General features: G+C 40.2%; 13 protein-coding genes. 1 reads left to right on the top strand and 12 read right to left on the bottom strand.

Going from position 1 to position 23,675, the window contains the following annotated elements:
* Positions 1–184: 184 nt before the first annotated feature.
* Positions 185–1,267 (bottom strand): RICIN domain-containing protein, encoded by a 1,083-nt coding sequence (locus PGN18_RS11045; RefSeq protein ID WP_335319550.1) that lies wholly within the window; start codon positions 1,265–1,267, stop codon positions 185–187.
* Between the two features lie 700 nt (positions 1,268–1,967).
* Between PGN18_RS11045 and PGN18_RS11050 the strand changes: the two genes are divergently transcribed.
* Complete coding sequence (locus tag PGN18_RS11050) at positions 1,968–3,911, top strand: family 43 glycosylhydrolase (RefSeq protein ID WP_335319551.1); 1,944 nt, start codon at positions 1,968–1,970, stop codon at positions 3,909–3,911.
* A 361-nt stretch (positions 3,912–4,272) separates the two neighbouring features.
* On the opposite strand, the gene PGN18_RS11055 is transcribed toward PGN18_RS11050, so the two are convergent.
* The 11 genes from PGN18_RS11055 to PGN18_RS11105 form a co-directional block, all read right to left on the bottom strand.
* Positions 4,273–6,129: a DUF4859 domain-containing protein gene (locus PGN18_RS11055; RefSeq protein WP_335319552.1), complete on the bottom strand. Its 1,857-nt coding sequence runs from the start codon at positions 6,127–6,129 to the stop codon at positions 4,273–4,275.
* A gap of 184 nt (positions 6,130–6,313) precedes the next feature.
* A complete protein-coding gene (locus PGN18_RS11060; protein WP_335319553.1) occupies positions 6,314–8,074 on the bottom strand; it encodes a carbamoyltransferase family protein in 1,761 nt (586 codons plus the stop codon).
* A gap of 13 nt (positions 8,075–8,087) precedes the next feature.
* Complete coding sequence (locus PGN18_RS11065) at positions 8,088–8,237, bottom strand: DUF5989 family protein (RefSeq protein ID WP_184465275.1); 150 nt, start codon at positions 8,235–8,237, stop codon at positions 8,088–8,090.
* Positions 8,238–8,249: 12 nt separating this feature from the next.
* Positions 8,250–8,633: an SxtJ family membrane protein gene (locus PGN18_RS11070; RefSeq protein WP_335319554.1), complete on the bottom strand. Its 384-nt coding sequence runs from the start codon at positions 8,631–8,633 to the stop codon at positions 8,250–8,252.
* A gap of 1 nt (position 8,634) precedes the next feature.
* Positions 8,635–10,458 carry an SGNH/GDSL hydrolase family protein gene (locus PGN18_RS11075; protein ID WP_335319555.1) on the bottom strand — a complete coding sequence of 608 codons (1,824 nt, stop codon included), beginning with the start codon at positions 10,456–10,458 and terminating at the stop codon, positions 8,635–8,637.
* Positions 10,459–10,498: 40 nt separating this feature from the next.
* Positions 10,499–12,832 carry a glycoside hydrolase family 31 protein gene (locus PGN18_RS11080; protein ID WP_335319556.1) on the bottom strand — a complete coding sequence of 778 codons (2,334 nt, stop codon included), beginning with the start codon at positions 12,830–12,832 and terminating at the stop codon, positions 10,499–10,501.
* Positions 12,833–12,969: 137 nt separating this feature from the next.
* Positions 12,970–14,607, bottom strand: a complete 1,638-nt coding sequence (locus PGN18_RS11085) for a RagB/SusD family nutrient uptake outer membrane protein (RefSeq protein ID WP_335319557.1) — start codon at positions 14,605–14,607, stop codon at positions 12,970–12,972.
* Positions 14,608–14,618: 11 nt separating this feature from the next.
* The gene (locus PGN18_RS11090) at positions 14,619–17,852 is read right to left on the bottom strand and encodes a TonB-dependent receptor (protein ID WP_335319558.1); all 3,234 of its coding nucleotides are present in this window, start codon (positions 17,850–17,852) and stop codon (positions 14,619–14,621) included.
* A 192-nt stretch (positions 17,853–18,044) separates the two neighbouring features.
* Positions 18,045–19,235, bottom strand: a complete 1,191-nt coding sequence (locus PGN18_RS11095) for a FecR family protein (RefSeq protein WP_335319559.1) — start codon at positions 19,233–19,235, stop codon at positions 18,045–18,047.
* 39 nt (positions 19,236–19,274) lie between these two features.
* A complete protein-coding gene (locus PGN18_RS11100; protein ID WP_335319560.1) occupies positions 19,275–19,862 on the bottom strand; it encodes an RNA polymerase sigma factor in 588 nt (195 codons plus the stop codon).
* A 724-nt stretch (positions 19,863–20,586) separates the two neighbouring features.
* Positions 20,587–23,670 carry a beta-L-arabinofuranosidase domain-containing protein gene (locus PGN18_RS11105; protein ID WP_335319561.1) on the bottom strand — a complete coding sequence of 1,028 codons (3,084 nt, stop codon included), beginning with the start codon at positions 23,668–23,670 and terminating at the stop codon, positions 20,587–20,589.
* Between the last annotated feature and the right edge of the window lie 5 nt (positions 23,671–23,675).

Genomic DNA, 23,675 nt, shown 5'->3' on the forward strand with positions numbered 1-23,675 from the left:
ATATTGATTTTACACAATAGATTAGCGCTTAGGGTGCTAATCCCATATTTGAGAAATGGCCTCATCACCCGGCTGATGTTGAGGTATTAGATAGAGAATTTACTTGCGGGAAATAGCTTGGGAACATCAATGTTTAACCGAAGTTATTCCATTAACGCTCCCATTAAGCCATCTATCTAACTAACTAATAAACTCCATCTAAATCCATGGCGCGTACAACTTTAACGTGTCTGAACGCTCCTGTTTCTGACCATTCCGAATCATAATTCAAACCATAAGGCCAGAAGTGACCGCCTCCTGCACTAATATTACTGGTTGGTGTTTCAAGCGCCCTGATGGTCGCAATACCATTTGCCCCAGAGTAGGTTCCTCCATTAGTCAGATCATACCAGCCACCAGTTTGTCCTACACCATAGCAATGTCCCATTTCGTGCATAGCCGTGCGTACGTTTTGATAACTCGTATTTGCACCGAAACTGATGTGACCATTTACATTAGCTTCAGCCGTTGGTACTCCTGTATTGTATGAAACACTAAGGGTTCTTGCATCCCAATCGGCGCCGGCATTATAGCGTGCACAGGCATCATTCATGGCATTTGTTATTCTGGTTATTACATCTGCAGGAACGCCATCAGTTGATGTCCATGCCCAGCCAACCTGTCCGTTATATTTTATTTTCACTAAAACCCATTGCTGATTATCGCCACCGTGTGAATCATACTGGTTGATATCGCCGCCATCTTCCAATGAAGAGCCCCAAAGATCAAGTGCCTTTCCACTTGCCCTATTTACAATGCGATAATAGTTGCTACCTAATGCTACAAACTGCCATTGCTGATTATTGGCACCGGTATAGTCATTTATCTGGATATTGCCACCGTTTGTGTTATCAGCAGCAGTTAACGCCCGGTTGCTTTCTATTCCGATTATGCTATAGTATCCACCAGATAAAGCGGTCAGTTTCCATTGTTGGTTAGTTCCGCCTGTTCCGCCCCACTGCCATACACTGGTATTGTTTCCGTTTTGGCCTCCAGGTACATCTATAACCTTACTACTGGTTTTGCTCATGATATAAAAAGTTCCATTTGCAAGCGCTTGCGGGATTTCAATAGCCTGTATGGCCTGGACTTTCTTCTTGGTTATTGCTGAATTAAACGTTTCTGTGTCATTGGGATTTACCTCGGCAACCTTCTTACAACTAGTGGTGCAAATGGCGGCTATTAAAATCGCAGCCACATACTTTAAAAAAAGCATTTTGTTTTTCATAATAATGTTTAGGTTTTGATATGGTAGTTTACGCGACAACCAAGGTTTTATATTTCCCAAAGGCGTAAAATTTTTAACTTCGAAAAATCTTTGGGCGTTAGCAATAGGTTCTTATTTTGTTTAGGATCGACTAGGTTTAGCTTGGTTTTAACAAACAGCATTTTTTAACTGAAATACCCACTGCGGTGGATGCCGAGCTTTTTTGCCTTACTGCTGTTAATAGTAAACATTTTTGATTCATATTAGATTTGGTTAGGTGATTACAGGTGAGTATTAATAATTACTTCTGTAGTCCAAATATAATATACAATAAGCGGGGAGAGGGGGCGTAAATCAATCGATTTTGGGGGGCAAATCAACCATTCTATACTTGTGTTCGTGAACAAATTGGAGAAAGTAGCTACATTCACATCAGGATTTGGATTAGCCTGTATTGAAATTATGGAAAATCTGCTCTGGTGCCGCTATCGCATCAATATTTACTAAATGTACAAGTGGATTGGTAGAAACCAGCGGTATTAATAATTTCATTACATTTGAAAATAAATGTTATTTGTACGTTTATTAATATTCGTAGCAACTGGCTGTTTTACAGATACTAATAGTTCTAAAAAATAACAATTAATCTAGCTAGTCAAAACATAATCTCATGCTAAATTTTTCAAAAGCATGATCAATAATATCCTAAATAATTAAACTAATGAAGTTTTATACAAAACGTATGTTGTTAATTGTCGCGTTGACAATTGTTTTTTTTAGTGGTTTTTCGCAGGTGGTAAAATATCCAAAGAAATTTGAAGGTTATCTTTTTGCCTATTTTGAAGGTTCGGGGCCGGGGGAAGGGCAGGAACAGCTGCGGTTTGCGGCAAGTGTTGATGGGATAAACTGGTCTGCGCTTAATCAAAATGATCCCGTAATAAAATCGGATACCATTTCCAATTCTGGTGGTATCCGGGATCCACATATTCTTAGAAAAGAAGATGCAAGTGGATTTTATATTACGGCAACAGATATGAATACCCATAGAAATGGCTGGGCTAAGAACACAGGAATAGTGATGTTAAAATCTTCTGATTTGGGCCATTGGAGCCATAGTGACGTAGATCTAGTAAAGGAATATCCTGCAACATTTGCGAAGGTGAAATGGGTGTGGGCTCCACAAACCATTTATGATCCGATAGCAAGAAAATACCTGGTGTATTTCACCATTAGGTTTGAGGATGATGATAAACTTGATTTTTATTGCGCTTACGCTAACCAGGACTTTACCGGTTTTGAAAACGAACCGACTTTAATGTTTAGCCCAAAATTTGGAGGTATTGATGGTGATATTATTTTTAAAGACGGGATATACCACTTTTTTTATAAAGGAAACACGAAAGTAGATGGAAAGGAAGTCAAAAATGGAATCCAGCAGGCCACTTCCCGATCATTGCAAGGGCCATGGGTAGAAGATTTTAAATACCTGGATGTTTATGCCGGAACGGGCACTCCGGTAGAAGGATCAAGTATTTTTAAACTGAATGATTCTCCGGACTATGTATTGATGTATGATCTGTATACAAAAGGCAGATATGAATATCAGAAGACTACAGATCTGTTTAACTTTAGCAACGCCCCATCGTCATTCAATAAGAATTTTTTTCCAAGACACGGAAGCGTGATTGGGATAACCACGCAGGAAGCCCGCCAGCTGAATAGCATCTGGAAAGGTATTCCTGGTGAATTGCTTATTCCTAAACTTCCCGGCGATCGGTTTCAGTTTGTAGCTGATGGAAACCCGATTATCACGCACCAATATACCGCAGATCCGGCAGCGATTGTAGACGAGGGGAAATTATGGCTATTTACAGGACATGATGCAGGTGGGAAGCAAAAAACTTTTAAAATGGAAGACTGGTCGGTTTTCTCCACAACTGACATGAAAAACTGGACACAGTACCCTGTTCCGCTTAAACTTGCTGACTTTTCGTGGGCAAAGGGTGGCGATGCTTATGCGGGGCAGGTGATTAAACGCAATGGCAAATATTATTGGTATATCAGCACCAATGCGCTCGGTATAGGCGTTGCCGTTTCAGATAAACCTGAAGGTCCGTATAAAGACGCGCTCGGAAAGCCTCTGCTAACCAATAACGATTGTTATGATTCTAAAAACTATTGGGCATGTATTGATCCAACTGTTTTTATTGATAAAAAGGGGCAAGGATGGATATTTTGGGGGAATAGCGAATGTTACTACGCCAAATTAAAAGAAAATATGATCGAAATTGATGGCGTTGTGAAAAGAATCAATTTTGAAGGTTTCAATTTTACCGAAGCACCATGGATACATGAGGAAAAAGGAATCTATTATCTTTCTTATGCCACTGGTTTCCCTGAAAAAATAGCTTACGCGACAAGTAAGTCCCTTGATGGCCCCTGGAAATATCAGGGTATTTTAAACGAAATAGCTGGAAATAGTGATACCAACCATCAAGCTATTGTTGCATTTAAAAACAAGTGGTATTTCTTTTATCACAATGGCGCCATGCAGCCGGGAGGAGGAAGCAACAACAGATCGGTTTGCATCGATGAACTTTTTTACAACAAAGATGGAACGCTTAAAAAAGTAGTGATGACGAGTGAAGGTGTAGGGAAGAGATAGTCAAATGATAATACGGAGATATTACCTTAATAATGGGTTGTGGTCGGTGTGCCACCAACCACGAAAGAATAAGGTATATGTGGGCATGGCTATCGTGCCTTCCAAAATAAATATCAAAACTATATAGAAATGAGGCCATATCAGAAACGATTTTGGAGATTTTTGGCAGAATAATTTTGAAAGGTCGTCATTCCCGTGAAAATGGGAATCTTAATGCGATAGAACGGCAAATAGGTAAGTCCCTACCAGATCATTAAGATGCCCAGTCAAGCTGAGCATGATGACACCGCCAAATTTAATTCTTTGCCAGCTCTGAATCTGTTATTTTGATACAGCCTCATTTTATGTTAAGTCGAAATCACTATTTTATGGTCAGATTAACAGTGAAGGTAGCAGTCACCTTGTTGCCGGAAGCCAGGGTATATACCAATGCTTGTTTCATGGTATACTTTTCGCCTGTATTTACACGGTTGGGGTACTGACCGGCGCTGAGCTTAAAATTTTGTGCATCAAACTCGCAGAACACACGCGAATTAGCCGAACTGTAGCTAATTACATAACCATTGGCATCGAACCACTGTCCATAGCCATTAGCTGTTAGGGTAGCATTCAGGTTATTATTGGGTTCAAGCGCATAGAATTTAATATCGGTACCAATTTTGTTGGTAATATCCTGTTTGGGTAATTGAAAGGCAGAAGCCAATTTAGCAATATCAATTTCGGCTGTCGCGTAATCGTAAGCAGTAGTACTCCGTTTTACTTCAAGATCGTACGTGAAGGCGACATCTTTAGGTGCCTGATTATTGTAACCAGGTAAACTGGTGTTCTGAAATTTTACTTTGTACGGCCATTGTTCATCATTGACATTGTTGTCGTCCCAGGCATGCGGATGATATTGGGTAGGGGCACCGGTCGCTACAAACCAAAGGCGGCTGCAGTTGGCCGGAATTGTAAAGGTTGCATTTCCGGAGGCACTGGTGAACATGCTGCTATAGCTTCGGGTACCATTTGTTGATATTGCAACAAAACCATACCTCCAACCCGCAATGCTGGCATCTACCTGGTTATAGCCTGAGGAATTTGGCAAGCCTTGGAACTCGGCAGTAACGGTTGTACCTGCGGCGGGCACCTCTAAAGGCAGAACATTGTAACCGGTTGTTTGCGGGCAAAAGCTTGGGGCTGGCTGGAAAGAACCATCGTTCATCAGGTTCATTTTATAATGATGTGCGCCGATTTTACCCGCGCCCAACGTACGGATGTTATCAATATCCCAGGTTACAAACTTAGTTGCCGCATCATATAATTCATCGTTTAGTTGGCTTACCGAAAGTCCGTACAAACGCTGATAAACCTGAATCGGATCTTCATAGCTCTGTGATGACTGCCATATTTTGCCGATAACAGCAATGCCTCTTTTTTGTGCCCAGTACTGATGGATCATATAATTGGCGTATCGGTAATCTTCGTGGATAAGGTGTTTTTGGTAATTATCCAGGTAGGGATCGAACCAGCTGCTAAAAAGTTCATCAGGATAGGAGACAAAAGCTTGCCATTGTGCCGTTTGTTCCCAAAAGGCATTTCCCCCTGCGCCATTACCCCCGAAACCCCACCTAAACCCATGAGATGTTCCTAAATCGCAAGATACTTGGTATTGAAAACTATGGCCAATCTCATGTCCGATTGTTGAACCAACTGGCTTGCAGGTCTGCGGACTTACCCATAATGCACCTATTGTATCGTCGTATCCTGAACCCGTTGCGCGCCAGCCATCTTCGTAATATAAAAAAATCATCAACTTGTATTTGTCCAGTTTAGAAGTTCCATTTCCGACAGTGACAAATTTTAAGGTATTCACATTCAGGTTATAAAATGATTCGGCCTTGGCCAGCAAATCATCAATATCTACTCGGTATTTTGAATCTACATTTGTAGAAGAAGGAATGTTACTACCATATCCTTTTCCCCAAAACAGTATAAAATGATCGGATTGCTTAGAGCGGGCGTAACACCATTCGCTTTCTGTAGCGTTCCAATCCATATTCTGCATGGATTTTGGTTTGTAAATCTGAAGGGTGGTTGTTGCCTGCACATTGGTTTCATTTGCAGGTGGATCAGGTGTTACCTTAGTTTTCTTACATGCTGTAAAGTTTAATAATAAGATTAAGGAAAGTAAGGCACCGATTTGCCGGTGAAGGATTAATTTTGATAAGTGGTTCATGGTTTAGGAGTTAATTGATTCAGCAAATTAACCAGAACTCTAAAACTATCGTTGCAGGTTTTTACCTATAAATAACTCATTTTTAACCTGATGTCGTTACATCATTTGCGCTAATTCATATTTGAGTTTTTTACGCTTTTGTTTGTATAGCATAAATTTAACAAAGCCAGGTGCACTTAACCAATCAAAGCCCGATCTTTTTCTTATTAACCAGTAAACCTTCAATAGCCAGTATATCAATTTCAGTATTTAAGAAACAACATATGGCGTCTTCCGGACTAGAGGCCATGGGTTCGTTCATGACATTTAATGAGGTATTAATCACTGCCGGGCATTCTGTAAGGTTGTAAAATGCAGTAATTAACTGATGAAAATCAGGATGATGTACTTTGCTTACTGCCTGAACCCTGGCCGTTCCGTCAACATGTACGGCTCCTGGAATTAAAACCGCATCTAGTGCCTGACGGCCGGTTTGATCACCTAAATAGTTTTCAGTAAACAACATGTAACGGTTTTTCGGGCCTTCGCCAAAATATAAACTGGCAAATTCTTCCAAAATAGCTGGGGCGAAGGGGCGGAAAGACTCCCTAAACTTAATTTTTGCATTTAGTATGGCTTTCATTTCACTCTTTCTGGGGTCAGCCAGAATACTTCGGCAACCCAATGCTCTTGGTCCGAACTCTGTTCTGCCTTTGAAATAGGCGATGATCTTTCCTTCAGCTAAATATGCAGCTATTTCACGATGATAAAATTCACCTTCAACCTTTTCATAATTCAGTCCATAAACACGCAATGCTGTAATCACCTCATTTTGAGTATAACTTGGGCCAAGCAGTGATTGTTTCATTCCATCTGTCTGCGATTCGGAATTTCTAATACCCGATAAATGTGTATTGTATACGCTGTAAGCGGCACCCAATGCACCACCGGCATCACCCGCTGCAGGTTGTACCCAGATATTTTTGAAACCAGAATGCTTCCTGATGGATGAATTAATGATACAATTTAACGCAACTCCTCCTGCAAGACAAAGATTTTCTATTGCAAATTCCCTGTAAAGACTTTGAGTCAGTTTAATCATGATCTCTTCCGTTACCCTTTGTATCGAACTGGCCAGGTCTTTGTGAAACGCTAATATTTCTTCGTCGTTCCCACGCACTGGATGGCCAAAAAGCTTGTCGAATTTTTTATTGGTCATCTTGAGTCCAGTACAGTAATTAAAATAATTCATGTTGAGGAGGAAGGAACCATCTGCTTTCACATCGATTAAATGGTCATAAATGAGCTGTTTGTATACGGGTTGGCCATATGACGCCAGGCCCATTACTTTATATTCGTCAGAATTCACTTTGAAGCCTAAATAGTAAGTGAATGCAGAATATAAAAGGCCAATGGAGTTGGGAAAATTTATCTCCTTTTTTAAAGTCAGTTGTGCCGAATTGCCGATTGAAACCGTAGTGGTTGCCCATTCGCCTACGCCATCCACAGTAAGTACAACAGCCTTTTCAAATGGACTCGGGTAAAAAGCGGAGGCCGCATGGGCGTGGTGGTGATCGGTAAACAGGATGGTGTGCGATTTTTCGCATTTGGGATCAATCGAATTAAGTGCCCTAGCTATTTTTTTTTTGATGAATAACTTATCTTTCAACCATATTGGCATTGCTTTTAGGAAAGATTTTAGTCCCCTGGGTGCAAAATGAACATAAGTTTCGAGTAAACGTTCAAATTTCAAAAAAGGCTTTTCGTAAAATACAACATGGTCTACTTCTGCCAAAGAGATATTAGCAAATTTAAGACAAAATTTTATCGCTTCTGTCGGGAATGACTCATCATTTTTAATCCTGGAAAAACGTTCCTCTTGCGCTGCAGCTATAATTTCTGCATCTTTTAATAAACATGCTGCGCTGTCATGATAGTAAGCAGATATCCCCAAAATATAGCCCATGTTGCGTGCTTGTTTAGAATAGACTGTAAATGAATGGGGCCAGTACCGAACCATGCGCTGCCACCAATACTAAACCCAGGGTAATCAGGATAATAAACAAAGGCCATAACCAGTATTTTTTGCGCTGGGTTAAAAAATGGAAAAATTCGATCAGTGTATCCATTGCAGATATAATTTAGAACTGTTGATTAAATGAACCTATCGGACGATCTGATACCTCTTCCCAATAAGATGCAAGCTGCTTATTCTTTTTTGTTTTTAAACTCTGCTTTTTAAACAGGCGCCTTAAAAAGGCGATAGGGCTTAAAATGAAAATAAATACCAGGGTCAACAAAACGGTACCATTAACCACTCCCAGGATGTGACCAATGTTTAACCATATTTTTCTTATGGGTTCAAGGTATAGGGGAGCGACGATCGCCGTTATGATTAATCCTAATGATAATAACAAAAAAAGGTGCTGCAGGTAGGTTCCCTTCCAGAAAATAATACAGAGTAAAACAAAGGCGGTACCTACAATAAGGCCGAACTTTCTGTTTTCTAACTTTTTGTTGCACATGTTACCGGCCATTTTTGTTGATGTATTTTGCCGCTGCTTCATCAGCCCGGAGCTGGTGATAATAGCTGGCAATCAATTCGTTGATGTTGTTAGATGGCGTTTCTTTTTTGAGTTTGATGATGTTTTTCAATATTTGTTCAGTTTGCGTATCCAGATAGGTTTGCTGACCACCATGTTTTAGGCCATCATTATATTGCAGAGCTTTCTCTGGAAGATCTGATTTAAAATAAAATAGAAAAAGATTATTGGCATTCTCTGGTGTTGGTGAAATGTCGTATGCTTTTTTAAAATAAAACTCAGAAGTTTGAAGGTCCGCCAGTTCGAAACCCAGGCGGCCTGCATAAGTATAATAACTGGTTTGGTAGGGATTTTCCAGCAATACCGCTTCGGTAACCTTTAATGCTTTTTGTTTGTCGCCATTGGCCATGGCGTTTTTATACAAATTGTCCATGGCTGTTCTCCAGCTAATCCGATCTACCGCCAATGCACCCGCAAGTTGTTCATCAATGGAATTTCCACGGTTATAGTTAGCATTTATGGGTTCATTAAAAGGCCAACCTGATCGGAGCATCATAATCTGATATACACCATATAACGAATCTACTTTGGTAACAGGCATGTTCGCCAGCAATTGTGCAAAAGAAATTTCGCTTTGTTTTTTGGCGGGTATTAAATTCCTGTCGTTAATCTGCTGATAAAAAGATTCGCTCATGAGGGCGTATCCCAATAAATTTGGGTGTACATGCTCTAAGATGGTTTTTTTACCAATTATACCACCAGTTTCATTTTTCTCAAACAGGTTACGGGTATCAGCCAGGTAAATGCCTGGATATTGTTTGCACAGTTTTTTAATGATCTGGTTTAAAGCTTCTGGTGCTCTGAAACGCAGCTGATCATATTCTTTCGCTAAAACAAAATTCGCTTTTGCGGCTTTAAAATCACCATTTGCATATTTTTCTTGGCCCGTTGCGTAAGTGTTTTTCGCGGAAAATTTACCATCACTAACAAATGGTTTAAGGTCTTTTTCGTTGCTTACCAAGGTACCAATTATTGTTGGGATGTGTTTTTGTGAAAGCAATTGACACAATTCTTTCATATTGTTGTTAAACTGCGCTATACCACGGTTAAAATCATCAGATTGATAAGCAATTTGCTGCTTGGTTACCATGCGTTTCATCAGGTTTTCCCGCTTATCGATGTTTTTTCCAAAAAGGTTTGAAGTCCCCTCGATGATGCGGTCTGCTAACTGTACTAACTTAAGTTCACGTAGTTTGATTACTAATTTTATCCAGGTGTTATTACCCTTGATACGGCTGGTAGAGCCAATGCCCAAAGCGCCATAATATTCGTTATGTCCGGTATACACCAGTACCAGATCTGGCTCATAATTGACAATTTGTTTGGCAAAATCTAATACCGTGTAAGAATTTACCGCCGTAAGAGAAACATTAATCACCTCGAAGTTAAGGCCGGTGTATTCGTGCATCAGCCGGTATTGCAACCACCTGTGGAAAGATCCATTGTGCATATATGGGTAGCCGGCAGTGGTCGATTCGCCGATCACAAATATCCTAAAGGTATTTTTGGATTTCACGATGCTGAAGTGTTCGCGGTTACCCTGTGTTGCATTGGCTCTGTTGGAAAAAAACTTGTAAGAGGCGGTAGGATTCATCATCATATAGCCCTCCTGATCAGGATCTTTGATAAATAAAGATGGATCAAATCCATAATTAAACAAGCGTAACAGGATTTCGATGAAACATAAAAATACCAATGGCAGCGCCAATGCCGCTGCCTTAAAGTATATTTCTTTTCCCTTGCTCATTATTTAACAGATTGTTATAAAAACCAGCATAGCGTTTTGCCTAGAGTTTAACGGAAAATTTACGACCATTGTAACTAATTGATCTATCCACCTTTTGGTTATCAATGCTTATTCCATTCTGCTTGCTTACCATTACGATGTTGAATTTGCGTTGACCCAACATGCCTTTAAACTGTCCTTTTCTATCCGAAAGGGTAAGTGTTTTTGTAGCGTCGTTCCATTTGAAATGGATTTCTGAAAATGCGCCATTCTCATAGTTATAACTGTCGTTTTCATCTTCATATAAAACAAAATCCCCATTATCACCAGGGTATATGCGGATATCCAAGTCATTCCAGCTTTTTTCAGTAGCATATTGCACTTTTGGCCCCCAAGGTACAATTGAACCTGCTTTTACGTAAAGAGGCATAATCTCCATCGGTGTTTCACGTCTAATCGTTTGTCCACCTGTGAATACTTCACCAGTCCAGAAATCAAACCATTTGCTGGTAGCCGGGAGATATATTTCTTTACTTGTCATCCCCTTATCGGTAACTGGTGCAACGAGAAACGCACTTCCGAACATATATTCTGAACTGTTTTCGAAACCTTTAGCATCGTTAGGAAACTGCGAATATAATGGGCGCATAAATGATCCGGCATCGTGAGTTACCGACCAGGCAGTTGCGTAATTGTACGGAAGTAAACGGTAGCGGAGGTTGATAAACTTCTCCTGGATATCAAATGCCTGCTCTCCTTTTTTGCCAAACTGATATATTTCTCTTGGTATATCCGTACCGTGCGAGCGCATCAAAGGAGTAAAAGTTGCAAACTGCATCCAGCGGTTATATAATTCCTGGAAATCGGGATTTTTTGCGCCGCCACCTTTTACAAAATCACCCGCAAAAAAACCACCAATATCGCCATTCCAATAAGGTAAGCCGCTTAATGAAAAGTTTAATGCTGCGGGTATCTGTCTTTGTAGGGTAGGCCAGTTGGAGCCAACATCGCCGCTCCAGGTATTGGTTGCATAACGTTGCTGACCGGCAAATGCTGACCGGGTTAACAGCAATACACGTTTCTTATTACTTGTGGCCCTTTGGTGATTATAGACCCCTCCGGTGTGTTGAAGTGGAAAAGCGTTCTCTACACTTCGGTAACTTCCTAAATAGGTAGGCTGATCAAAATCCTGTTCCTTCACATTAATATGGTCTGGTTCTGTCGAATCGAGCCACCAGGCATCTATACCTAATGAGAATATGCCTTTGCTTAGATAGCTCCAGTAAATATCGCGGGCAGTGGGATTATAAACATCGTAAGGTTTTGTGTTTGCACCTGGCGGCCATGTATCAAAGTTCAGGAGCATGTTTTTTGATTTGAACTCCTGGTATTGCGGAGTTTTAGGTGCAAAACCTGGCCATGAAACAATAAATAGATGAGCGTTAAGCTGATGCACACTATCCACCATGGCTTGTGGTTTTGGGAAAGTGGTGGGGTCAAAACTCATGGCATTCCAATTGTCGTCTTTTCCCCAGTATTGCCAGTCTTGTACAATACCATCGAGTGGGATGTTTAATGCTCTGTATTTCTTCACCACATCAACAAGCTCAAACTGGGTTTTGTAGCGCTCGCGCGATTGGCTGAAACCAAATGACCATAAAGGCATCATAGGAGATTGGCCGGTAAGCGCACGCATTTTTGCCACCACGCCATCGCCACCTCCACCATACATAAAATAATAATCGGCGCAGTTGCCCACTTCCGAATCGAATGAAGTTTCCTGAGCGCTATCTGTAAATGTAGTTGGTGAATAATTGTCCCAGAAAATGCCGTAACCTTTTACCGATTGGAAGAAAGGGATGGCAACTTTTGTGTTTTCCTGTTTAAGGCGTAGTTTTTGCCCCCTTTGGTTTAACTTTCCATTTTGTTGCTGGCCAAGGCCATAAATAACTTCGTCCTTATCTAATAAATAGCCTTGTCTAACCGTGTAAGTTGGGTTACCGGCATCTTTTATTGCGGTGAACTTGGTGCTATTATCTTTTTCCGTAAACAACTTCTTACCGTTTTGAGTCTCAAATGAAACTTTTCCCGTTTTTAAGTTAACTATTGCAGTTATTAATTTACTGCTGATGGTCACATTTTGCCCATTGTTTTTGATATCTAGCTTTAACTGCTCAGGACGTTTGATAACAGAAAGACTTTCTTTTTTTTGCTGGCTTCCTTCAGGCCTTTTAAAAACACGAACAATAGTTGGCGAATAAAAACTGATCTCTACGTCCATCGATTGGATAACCGCATGGATGCCCTGTGGTGTTTTTTGAAAAGATTGAGCTTGTACTGAAATGTGGTAGCCTAAAAATAAAGTGATTACGGCAATAAATTTTCTTTTCATCATTTATATCATTTGAGGTTGTATTATAAAATAGTTTTTTCTTTTGATCTTGTCGGGTAAAATCATCAATTACAAATACCTAACAAATGTCGTCATTGTGAGAAGAAATCTGTTTTACAATACAACCTCGTTATTCAGGATTAATATCCTGGGTTTTGTTTTATATTCGGGTTTTTAGCTAACTCCGCACGTGGTATGGGTAATAGTGTGCGATAATCTCCGTTTGGCGAGTGTGATAACCAAGATTTTTTGGTGAATACACCAAACCTGATCATATCCTGCCTGCGTCGTCCCTCTGTGTTAAATTCCCAGCCCAGTTCATCCAGGAACCTTCCGTATTGAATATCAGCTCCACCTTCTACCGTAGAAGTCAAGTGGTTGCGAAGGCCATAGTTGTATACACTACCTTGTAGTAATTGGCTACCGGTTACAGTCGCTTTTGAAGGATTGTTTAAGAAAGATCGCTGACGAACTTGTGTTACCAGTGCAGCAGCACCAGCAGCATCTCCTGTTCTTAACAGACATTCTGCCTTCATCATTAAAACATCGGCATATCTTAACAAAGGGAAATCGTTGTTCATCCCTACCAGGGCGCCTTGCTTGAATTCAAATTTCCCCAACCTGAAACCATGTACTTCGTCTGATTGGTCAACCCCCGGAAGTTCATTGATGTAAATTAGCGGTTTACCATTACTGGCACCAAGTGTTCCCAATAAAACAGCGCCCGAAGAGGTATATTGCTGTCCCTGTACATAATTGTCTTTTAATCGGTTATCATCGGGATCAAATGTGCTTACAAATTGTGGTGTGGCACAAATTCCGCCCCAGGGTGAGTTTTTGAAGTTGTAGGTAGCCTGGTTTTCTGGCTGAAGTGTTTCCATGTGCAAGGTAAAGGCATCAGCACCGTCTGCAGTAAACTTTTCATCAAAAGGTATAGCAAAAATGGTTTCTCTGCTGCCTTCATTTGCGTCAAGAAAGATAGATTTCTGATTGGCTTCCAGCGTATATACATTTGATGCAATGATCTCATTACACGCAGCAATACATTGCGTATAAGCAGGTGTGCCAATATATACGTTTGCATTAAGGTAAATTTTAGCAAGCAGGGCCGTAGCAGCCCAATAATTAAACTTGCCGTAGGTAGCCTGATTATTGGCTTTGCTCAGGTTTGGAAGGCTTTCGGTAAGCTCTTTCACAATAAAAGCATATACCTGTGCACGGGTACTTTGCTGAGGAAGAAATCCGGATGGTACATCAAATTTATCTACAATGGGTACACCGCCAAAGAAATCGCATAGAGCATAATAATAAGATGCTCTTAAGGCGCGTAACTCGGCTATGGTAGCGTCTTTTCCAGTGGTAATGGGGATCAGATTGGATTGAATCTGGTAAAGTACACGGTTGCATGAAGTAATGCCTCCATAGGCATTGTTCCAGATCTGATAACTGTTGTCCTCATCAGATGTCCATCTATGTTCGTGCATGCGGCGATAAATCCCATTATCCACCCAGCCGTTAGGGCGGGCTGGTATTACGGCTTCATCGCTGGAAATCTCGTTGGTACGAAAGATAGAGTTGTTGCTTCTTCCAAGCATTAAAGGCCTCCAATAGGTATAACCTGCACCAACCAGCGCTGCTACATCAGAAGTACTAGGGCTAAACTTATTTTGAATAAATGCTGAGTAGTTTTCATCCTTCAACTTTGTGCAGGAGGCTAAACTAATAACCAGGACCACAAGTGTCATGATGCCAGTACTCAATATATATCTTGTTTTCATGATGAAAAGGATTAAAGGGTAAGAGAAAAACCAAGTGTAAACGTACGGGCAGTTGGATACTTATCTGGAGAATCATTGCCAGGTGCCAGGCCGCTCCAGTCTACTTCTGGGTCTAGGCCTTTATAGCCTGTAATGGTAAAAGTGTTTAATGAAGAAACATACACTCTTGCACCTTTAAGATATTTGGTTTTTAGCTTGTTAAAGGTGTAGCCCAATACAATATTGTCAATTTTCCAGAAATCGCCGTTTTCTACATAATAGCTGTTAAATTCAACAGGCATATTTTTATTAAGAACAGCTGTGCCAAAAACCGGATCGTAAGCTGATGCCAGTCGGTTATAGTTCTGAATACCCGTATTCTCATAATACATTCTTTGTAAATTGAGAATCTGGAAACCAAATGCACCACGCATGGTAACACTTAAATCGAAGTCTTTATACCTGAAGTTGTTGTTCCATCCACCAGTAAATTTAGGAATGCCGTTTCCAAGAACTTTTTTATCTTCAAAGGCATGGTTAAACTGGCTGTAAGAAACATCTTCACCATTTCTTCCTTCATAAATCCACTGACCGTCAGCCGTTACACCTTTAACCTTAAAGCCGTAAAAATCTCCGATGTTGTCACCAACGCGAACAATGTTGGTAAAAGTGGTTGCTGGTGGGCCTGTTCCCCCAGTAGTAAAAAAGTCGTTTGTAGCTTTGTATAAATCGTTAGATAAGCTAACCAGTTTATTTCTGTTGGTCGAAAAGTTGAAACTTGTTGTCCATTCAAAATCCTTGTTTTGTATCGCTACGAGGTTTAACAAAGCCTCAATACCCCTGTTTTGCATAGTACCCACATTTGCCCTTGTACTGGTATAAAGGTTTGGCGGGCTAGGTACCTGGTAGTCAAATAACAAGCCGTTATAATTTCTGTTGTAAGCATCAAACGTACCTGTAATTCTTCCTTTAAACAGGCTAAAATCCAGACCAATATTGGTCTCTCTTTTTTCTTCCCAGCGTAAAGCAGGATTTGGATTTTGTGTAGGAACCAGTGTTTGGATCCAGTTGCCGTTAGAATACACATTGGCACCATAACCCAATAAGGCAACAGCAAGGAATCCATTGCTCGGTTGGTTTCCGGTTACGCCGTATCCTGCGCGAAGCTTTAAGTCATCAAAGATGGTTTGATCTTTCATGAATGCTTCGTTGGTGATTTTCCATCCCACAGATACGGAAGGGAAATTACCATAAGGTTTTTCAGCACCATAAAGTTGGCTGGCACCTTCTCTTCTTAAAGAGGCCATTAAAAGGTATCTGTCTTTGTAGCTATAGGTTAACCTGCTAAAAAATCCGATCAGGTTGGTTTCTGAATAGCCACTTCCCAAAAGTGCATCTAAGGCTCGGTTAGCACCACGACCCTGTTGAATATTGTAATAACCAAAAGCATCTGTAGGGAAATCATAATTCCGCTCATAAAAATTCAGGTATGAATTATCCTGATAACTGTATCCACCCAACAAAGAGAAACTGTGATCGCCCAGTTTTTTGGAATATTGAGCCGTAAGCTCGAGCAATCTGTCTATACTTTGGGTAGAACCCAGTGCAGCATAGCCATTAAGTTTATCTCTGATGTTTGAAATGTGGAATTTCGATTCTGAATAACCACCATTTGAAACAAACTTGGTGTATGAACCTAAAGCACTTAGTTTAAGATCTGCGATTGGGGTATAAGTAATCTGTGAATTTAAACGTTGTGTGGTATTTTGGTTAAGGCCTGTGCTTTCGAAAAGGCGCGCAACTGGGTTATCATAATCAAAATTGTTTGGCTCTTCAAAATAATGTCCATCATTGCCATAAAGCGGCGAGGTTGGGTTGCGGATCAGGGCCTGACGGTAAACTCCGCCATTGAAACTTCCACCATCCCGGGTTTGGGTAAATTTATTATTTTGTACCAAAACACCCATATTGATTTTTACCTTATTATCAAACATGGAATGGTTGATATCTGCCCTTGCAGTAAGCGTAGCGTTATCAGATTTTTTAAATATTCCGTTTAAATAGCGGTAGTTTATGGTAGCCAGGTAATTAGTTTGGCTATTACCCCCACGGAAAGTAATATTATGGATGTTGGTAATGGGGGTTTTGTTCGAAATCTCTTTTAACCAGTCTGTATTTGCACCAAGATCGAATGATGGCAGACGTGTTCCTTCGGCAATCTGTCTGCGATAGTCATCGGCAGTAAGCATATTGAGTTTTCGGGCAATAATCTGGGTACTTACAGAACCACTATATTCTACTACATTGTTGTTTTTTCCTGAAGCCCTTTTAGTGGTAATGATAATTACACCATTGGTTCCGCGCACACCATAAATAGCTGCTGCTGAACCATCTTTTAATACATCTATTGATTCGATATCTTCAGGAGCAACTAATTTAAGGCTACTTGGTACACCATCTACAATCACCAGGGGATCGGCATTGGCACCAAAGAGTGTATTATTACCACGAAGCCTGATCTGACTGCCCGAAGTAGGATCGCCGTTTGGGGTACTAACCGTTAGTCCGGCTACTTTACCCTGAATTAGCTGACCTGCATCTAATACAGGCGATTTAACAAAATTTTCAGCCTTCACACTCGCTACTGAACTGGTTACGTCACCTTTACGTTGCAAGCCATATCCGATTACGACCACATCTGTTAAATTATTGGCTTCTGCTTTTAGCTTAACATTGATTTCAGTTCTGTTGTTAACTGTTATTTCCTGTGAAGTAAAGCCTATGGAGCTAAAAATTAAAGTTTCACTGCCAGTTGGTACCTTAAGGCTGTACGTTCCGTTTGGTGCTGTTTGCACACCTGTGTTGGTGCCTTTAATTTTAATGCTTACAGAAGGAATCGGAAGACCGGCCTCATCAGTAACTTTTCCGGTAACAACAATTTCGGCTGTTTTATTTGTGGAGGGTTCAATGATTGCCCTACGCTGAATAATAATAATGTTGTCTTCGAGCTTGTAGCTGATGGGTTGTGATTTCAGCGAAAGATCCAATGCCTCTGCTAAGCTAATTTTATTCACTTCTATACTCACCGGATGAGTTCCGTTAAGCATTTGCCTGGTGTACAAAAACTGGTAACCAGTTTGACGCTCAATTTCCTTAAAAATTTTTTCAACAGCCGCATTCTTTTTCGAAAGAGTTACGGTTTGTCCACTACTGGCCAAAGAGAGCTGTAGCATTAAGGAAACTAATAGTATGCATGTTAATTTCATAACCAGTAGCGGTTTACGCAGATAGGCCAACAGCCTACTTACGCGTGCATAATAATTCATATATTTGAATGTTTGGGTTTATACTTGGTTGTACTATTGTGTAGATTACTTGGTGGCGATCCAAACATCAGGTCAGAGTGTTCCTAGCACTCTGGCTTTTGTTTAATGGATGGGCCATCCTTTTTGGTAAGGTTATGGCATAATCGTAACGCTCCTTCCTTTAATTTTAAAGTGTAACAATCCGGTCAGCTCCAGTCTGTGGAGCACCTCTTCCAAATTCTTTGATTTTGGAATTGAACCGACAAATTCCTCTTGCGTTATTTCACCCTGATATTTGATATCAACATCATACCATCGTGATATTTTTCCCATCACCGTGCCTATGCGTTCGTGTTCAAATGAGAAATTTCCGTTTTTCCATCCCATGACATGGTTGGTATCCACATTTACAATGCAGATTTTTTTACTGGAAATGGCCTGCTGGCCTGGTAATATTATCTTTTTGCTGGCACTGGTACTTACCTGTACCGAACCCTGAAGCAAGGTTGTTTTAGGTGTTTCGCCATTGCCATACGCAGAAATGTTAAAATGGGTACCCAATACTTTTACATTTGAACCCTCGAAATCCACAATAAAGGGTTTATCTGCATTGTGGGTTACCTCAAAATAGGCCTCACCCTTTAGGGCAATTTTCCTGCTATTGCCCGAAAAAACTACCGGATAGGTTATTTTACTCTCCGCATTTAGCCAAACCTTACTTCCATCAGGAAGCTTAACGCAGTATTGCCCGCCGCGAGGCGTTACAATAGTGTTCGAATTGCCAGATGCCAAAACAGCAAGTGTATTGATTTTTCTGTATTTTAAAAGACCATTGCTTTCTTTCTCAATAGAATAGCCATTTTCTACAGCAAGTTGCCCTTTGGTAAAATTGTTAACTTCAATACGCTTCCCGTTGGAGAGAATAAGCAACACTTTATCACTTCCACCATAAATTGATTTTGCAAGTGGGGTGGAAGTGCTTTGGGGAAGTATGGCTAATCTATTTTTGTTTAAGTTAACGTAGTATAAGAATATAGAAGAACACACCAAAACCAATATGGCCGCTGCGGCCGTGATTTTAAAAGCTGCATGTTTCCAATACGGTAATTTGGTAATCGATAAAGCATCTAAACGCATTTCGATTTTTTTTGTCAAATCTTCATGCTGTTCAATGCCTAAACTATCGGTTTTTTGTTCGAACGAAGCGCTATATTCCTGCATGAATGCATTCAGTTCAGGCTCATCTAATTGTTTTAACCAATTAAAAAAGTCCTGCTGTTCAGGCTCGCTCAATTCACCTTGAATTAATTTTTGCTTGATTTGCTCAACATCCTTTCGTTCCATATCTGATAAGACGTATGGGAAAAGAAAAAGAACCCCTCGTTAAAGAAAAAAATATAGAAAGGAAATAAAAGGTGCAATCCTGTAAAAATGTTTCAGGTGATTCCTTAGAAAAGCCATGCCGGTATATAGCTGTTTTTTAACCACCGATTTTGATACTTTTAGTTGTAATGCAATCTCATCAAGAGAAAGGTCTTCATGGATTTTAAGCTCAATAATTTTTTTTCTTTTTTCGGGAAGCAGGTTAATGCCATTGTGCAGATGGCTCAAGGTCTGTGAATAAATTAAATGATCGTCAGCGTTGATGGAACAATCTTCTTCCATCTTTTTTGAAATTTCCTTAATTCTGATCTGTGTTTTTGATTTTCTAATATGATCGATTAAAAGGTTGCGTGCGCAACGGTAAAGGTAAGGTTTGAAAGACCCGATAAGTGCAAGGTTTTTTCTGTTAAGCCATATCTTAACGAAGATATCCTGAACAAGTTCATCTGCCAGATCGGTATCGCCAGAAATTGAAGCGACGAATTTTCGTAAATTTTGAAGATATTTCCTGTACAACAAATTAAACGCGGGGCGATCACCGTCAGCTACGCGTAGCAAAAGTTCTAGTTCCTCTGAAACATCTTTCATCTGCTTTATGAATTTGGTTAGATAAAAACCCCTCAATAGCTAAATTGAGGATGTTTGCGTCCAAAGAATTTCGCCAGTCAATCATTTTTTGATTAATTTACCAGCGCCTAATTTCATTCAACGTCCGTACGAATGTAGCAACACTTATCAAATAAAAAAATAAAGTGGAAATTTTTTTAACGTATTTATAACGTTTATTTTTTTTAAGCTTTTCTGATGCCTAACAAATACGCTTCCAAATCGGTATCCAGGGCGTTTTTTGCCCAGTATGGATGTTGTAGATTTACTGGTATTAATGATGTGTTAATAAGTCGCAGACCGTTTTAATGCACAAGGATAATTTTGCTATAGCCAAAGGTTTCCTGGTGATGAATTGGACCTTTAATCCCATCTTTTGTATTAACCTGGGTTCGATTATTTGTAAATGAAAACTTGAATTTTAGGCATTTAATATAGATTTGATCGTCATGCTGAATTTATTTTACAAGTAGATATGATGTTTTCAATTGCCTTGTAGCTACTTCCGTGGTCAGCATCTATCCTGCAAATAAGAACCTGAAGTAGATTTACTGCGTAGCTTTTCGCTGCGCTACAGGTCAGGGTGTCGGCTAGAAATAAAAATGTCCGTAAAACATCTTCAGAACAGATCGAACTCAGGTTATTAACATTGATTTGCAACAAACCAACCTATTTATCATTTCGGTACGAACTGTTTCCCAATTGCTTATTTTAAGGTCACATCCAGGTAAACCGAATGTCTTCCGTAACTATCATAAAATGGTTTAAATAATACTCCATCTATCGTAAATTCCAGTTTGGCTCGATCGCCTTTGATGGTTTTTCCTAAATCATCAGCATTAAAAACAACCTTACGCCAGTCTTTTCTGGCCTCTGGCTCTTGGGCAGCAAGCAGTATTGGACCGTAGAACAAACTCGCGATATTCTGCTGATCCATTACCGGATCTAAATGAAACTGGAAAGGCATCGTTAAATCAACCTGATCTCCGGATTTCCAGTTTCTAGAAATTTTAAGATAAGTTCCAGGAACTGCATTTAACTCTTGTTGCTGGCCATTAATTTTGACAACGAAACCCTTTGTTGCCCATCCCGGAACCCGCACGTAAAGGTCAAATTGACCACTACCGCTGATCTTTAAACTGGTTTGATCTGATTTTGGATAGTTGGTCGTTTGTTCAATCTTCATTTTTCGCTCCGACCAGTTTAATACAGATGGAATGAAAAGGTTAACATATAAAGATTGATTTTGCTGATCTTTAAAATAAATCGAATTCTGTAACTTGGTACTGCTTTCTAATGCGGTACCATTGCAACAGGTAAAACCGGTCATGTCATCATTGCTGAATTGTTTTGCCGAACCTGGTCTAAGGGATATATGGTAAGTATTTCCGGGATTATCTTTTGCTACGGAAGCTAAAATATCATTATATAAAGCGCGTTCGTAGTAGTCCATTAATTCTGCTTTTTGATCGAAAAGAAATAGATCTCCCGTAAGTTTAAGCATATTGTAAGTAGCACAGGTTTCATTTTGCCCACCTTCAGAGAATCCATTTTCGTACAAGGTTCCAGGTTGTGCAATAAAGCATTCTGCATTGGCCGGATTTCTTGCACCAGCGACACCGCCTATACTATACATATAATTATTTACAACTTTATGCCAGAAGTTATCAGCAATTTTAAAGTAATCTGACTGGCGGGATACACGATAAAGTTCCATGCTGCCAACAATCTGTGGAATATGCTGATTGGCGTGAAGGCCACGAAAAAGATCTACGTTTTTCGCTAAGCCACTGGTATGCTCGGCATCGCCATAAAATAAACGAATGTTATCAAAAAGCTGTGCCGCTTTCAGGTATTTTTCCTTTCCGGTGATTCTGTAAAGATGTGCCATTGACTCATTCATACCACCAAACTCACCAGCAATGTAGGTATTCCACATTTTGGTTAAGGTTTGTTGTGGTAAAGCACTTAGCCGGATGTATACCCAATCACCCATATTGCTTGCAATTTCGAGGGCTTTTTTATTTCCGTTAACTTCGTAAATATCAATTAGCCCTGCCAATATTTTATGTAAAGTATAATAGGGAGCCCAGATCTGATTGTTTTGTCCACCGTATTTCGCCCCATTTTCAAGCATGATAAACTGGTCTGGTGGGTAAGCACTGATGAAACCTTTTCCCCAATTCCAGTAATCCCTTCTGATTCCTTTTTCACTGATATCAGAATCATAAGCAGTTTTTCCCGGACCATAAGGAATGGCCAAAGGATCAGCAACAAAAGCACCTCCCGCTTTCTGAGGTTTTCCCGATAATTGAGATAGGGCATAAAGTGTGTTTACCATATATTCCATCTTATCGGCAAAAATTTTCTGCATTGTTTGATCACTACCTGAGCCGGCGTAAGCCTGTGCAATCGCACTTAAATAATGTCCTGTAGCGTGACCTCTCAATTTAGTATCTTCGCTGTCCCATACCCCAAGCGGTTTTGCGCCTGCAGGCTGTTTCTGACCAAAAGCATGGCGAAACATATATAGGAAAGAATTAGGGTCTGTTTTGGCCAATGTGCGGATAAACTTATCCCTGTTTTCAATAAATTTCGTATCATGGCCTTCATGGTCAGCTTTTAGGGTGACCTGGTTCAATGCAAAAGGTAGTAGCTTAATGTCAGGTGTTATGCTGTTTTGGCTCCCGGTTACGGTAACCAGTGCTTTTGGCTTAAAGTTTGTTCCTGGTACATAACCGGTAATGGTATAATTTCCTGGCTGCCTAACTGCCGAGTTATCTGTTGGATTGGGCCAGATTACTTTTACCATTGGGCCAGTTTTACCTGGTTGATAAGTTCCGGCAATAGCCCCTGGTAACCGGGGAAGATCACCTACACTCGTTGTCACCTCAATATTATTTACGTGAGTTAGGTATTTGGTATATAATTGAGATACATCCGCAGAAAAATGTTGCAGGTCATCATCCGTTTTTGCCGAAGTGTTTACTGTCGTTTCATGAGTTTGATTTTGTCCGTGCTGATAAATCGAAACAATTTGTTTAGCGTTTAAGGCGACCCGATAAATCCTGAAATCATGGATTAAAGCATTCAGTTCTTTACTTTTGGCTGATATGGCATTGCCAAGGATCAGTGTCTTTTTATCCGATTTTTGCTGACCAAAAATTGCGGTAAGGTCAAAGTTGATATTTTTTGCTTCAGCAACTTTTTTACCATTAAGGTAACTAGTCATAGATTTTGAAGGAATATCAACAACAATAGCCAGATGAACCCATTCGTTAAAAGCAGGAGCAGCTGCCTTTGTGATATTAGATTGCTTTCCATTTTGGATCATAGCAAGAAAACCCTGATCGCCTTGTTTAACGTTGAATTGTGAGGAAAAATGCTTCTCCTCGTTTTGACCGAAGTCGAAAAAGCTTTGTCCCGGACGCTCGCTTTTAACCAGAACCCAAGCGGTTATGCTGATGGATTCAATATCTGCTAATGTCCCATCAGGTATATTTACATAAGTTCCGGCAGTTCCTGGCAGAAAAAGTACTTTTCCGAAGCGACTGTCTTCTATAAATTGAGGTTGACCTCCAACGAGGTTTGCATGGAAGCGATTTCGTGACCAATCTTTTAAATCACCTTTGAGTTCATATCTGGCACTCATGGCCGTTTCTCCAATACCATCCAGTATCTGATCGCCATTTTGCGCCAGCGCGGTGTTGCCTGCCAATATACAAATAGCAAGACATGGAATAACGCAACGGAATACTTTATGAATTTTAATACTTAGCAGACTTCTCATAATAA

It is taken from the genome of Pedobacter terrae (genome assembly GCF_036946585.1).
In the GTDB taxonomy this organism is placed as follows: domain Bacteria; phylum Bacteroidota; class Bacteroidia; order Sphingobacteriales; family Sphingobacteriaceae; genus Pedobacter; species Pedobacter terrae_C.

Excerpts from the sequence above, each read along its gene's own strand:
- PGN18_RS11045 (WP_335319550.1), bottom strand. The coding sequence starts at position 1,267 with ATGAAAAACAAAATGCTTTTTTTAAAGTATGTGGCTGCGATTTTAATA.
- PGN18_RS11050 (WP_335319551.1), top strand. The coding sequence starts at position 1,968 with ATGAAGTTTTATACAAAACGTATGTTGTTAATTGTCGCGTTGACAATT.
- PGN18_RS11055 (WP_335319552.1), bottom strand. The coding sequence starts at position 6,129 with ATGAACCACTTATCAAAATTAATCCTTCACCGGCAAATCGGTGCCTTA.
- PGN18_RS11060 (WP_335319553.1), bottom strand. The coding sequence starts at position 8,074 with ATGGGCTATATTTTGGGGATATCTGCTTACTATCATGACAGCGCAGCA.
- PGN18_RS11065 (WP_184465275.1), bottom strand. The coding sequence starts at position 8,237 with ATGGATACACTGATCGAATTTTTCCATTTTTTAACCCAGCGCAAAAAA.
- PGN18_RS11070 (WP_335319554.1), bottom strand. The coding sequence starts at position 8,633 with ATGTGCAACAAAAAGTTAGAAAACAGAAAGTTCGGCCTTATTGTAGGT.
- PGN18_RS11075 (WP_335319555.1), bottom strand. The coding sequence starts at position 10,458 with ATGAGCAAGGGAAAAGAAATATACTTTAAGGCAGCGGCATTGGCGCTG.
- PGN18_RS11080 (WP_335319556.1), bottom strand. The coding sequence starts at position 12,832 with ATGATGAAAAGAAAATTTATTGCCGTAATCACTTTATTTTTAGGCTAC.
- PGN18_RS11085 (WP_335319557.1), bottom strand. The coding sequence starts at position 14,607 with ATGAAAACAAGATATATATTGAGTACTGGCATCATGACACTTGTGGTC.
- PGN18_RS11090 (WP_335319558.1), bottom strand. The coding sequence starts at position 17,852 with ATGAAATTAACATGCATACTATTAGTTTCCTTAATGCTACAGCTCTCT.
- PGN18_RS11095 (WP_335319559.1), bottom strand. The coding sequence starts at position 19,235 with ATGGAACGAAAGGATGTTGAGCAAATCAAGCAAAAATTAATTCAAGGT.
- PGN18_RS11100 (WP_335319560.1), bottom strand. The coding sequence starts at position 19,862 with ATGAAAGATGTTTCAGAGGAACTAGAACTTTTGCTACGCGTAGCTGAC.
- PGN18_RS11105 (WP_335319561.1), bottom strand. The coding sequence starts at position 23,670 with ATGAGAAGTCTGCTAAGTATTAAAATTCATAAAGTATTCCGTTGCGTT.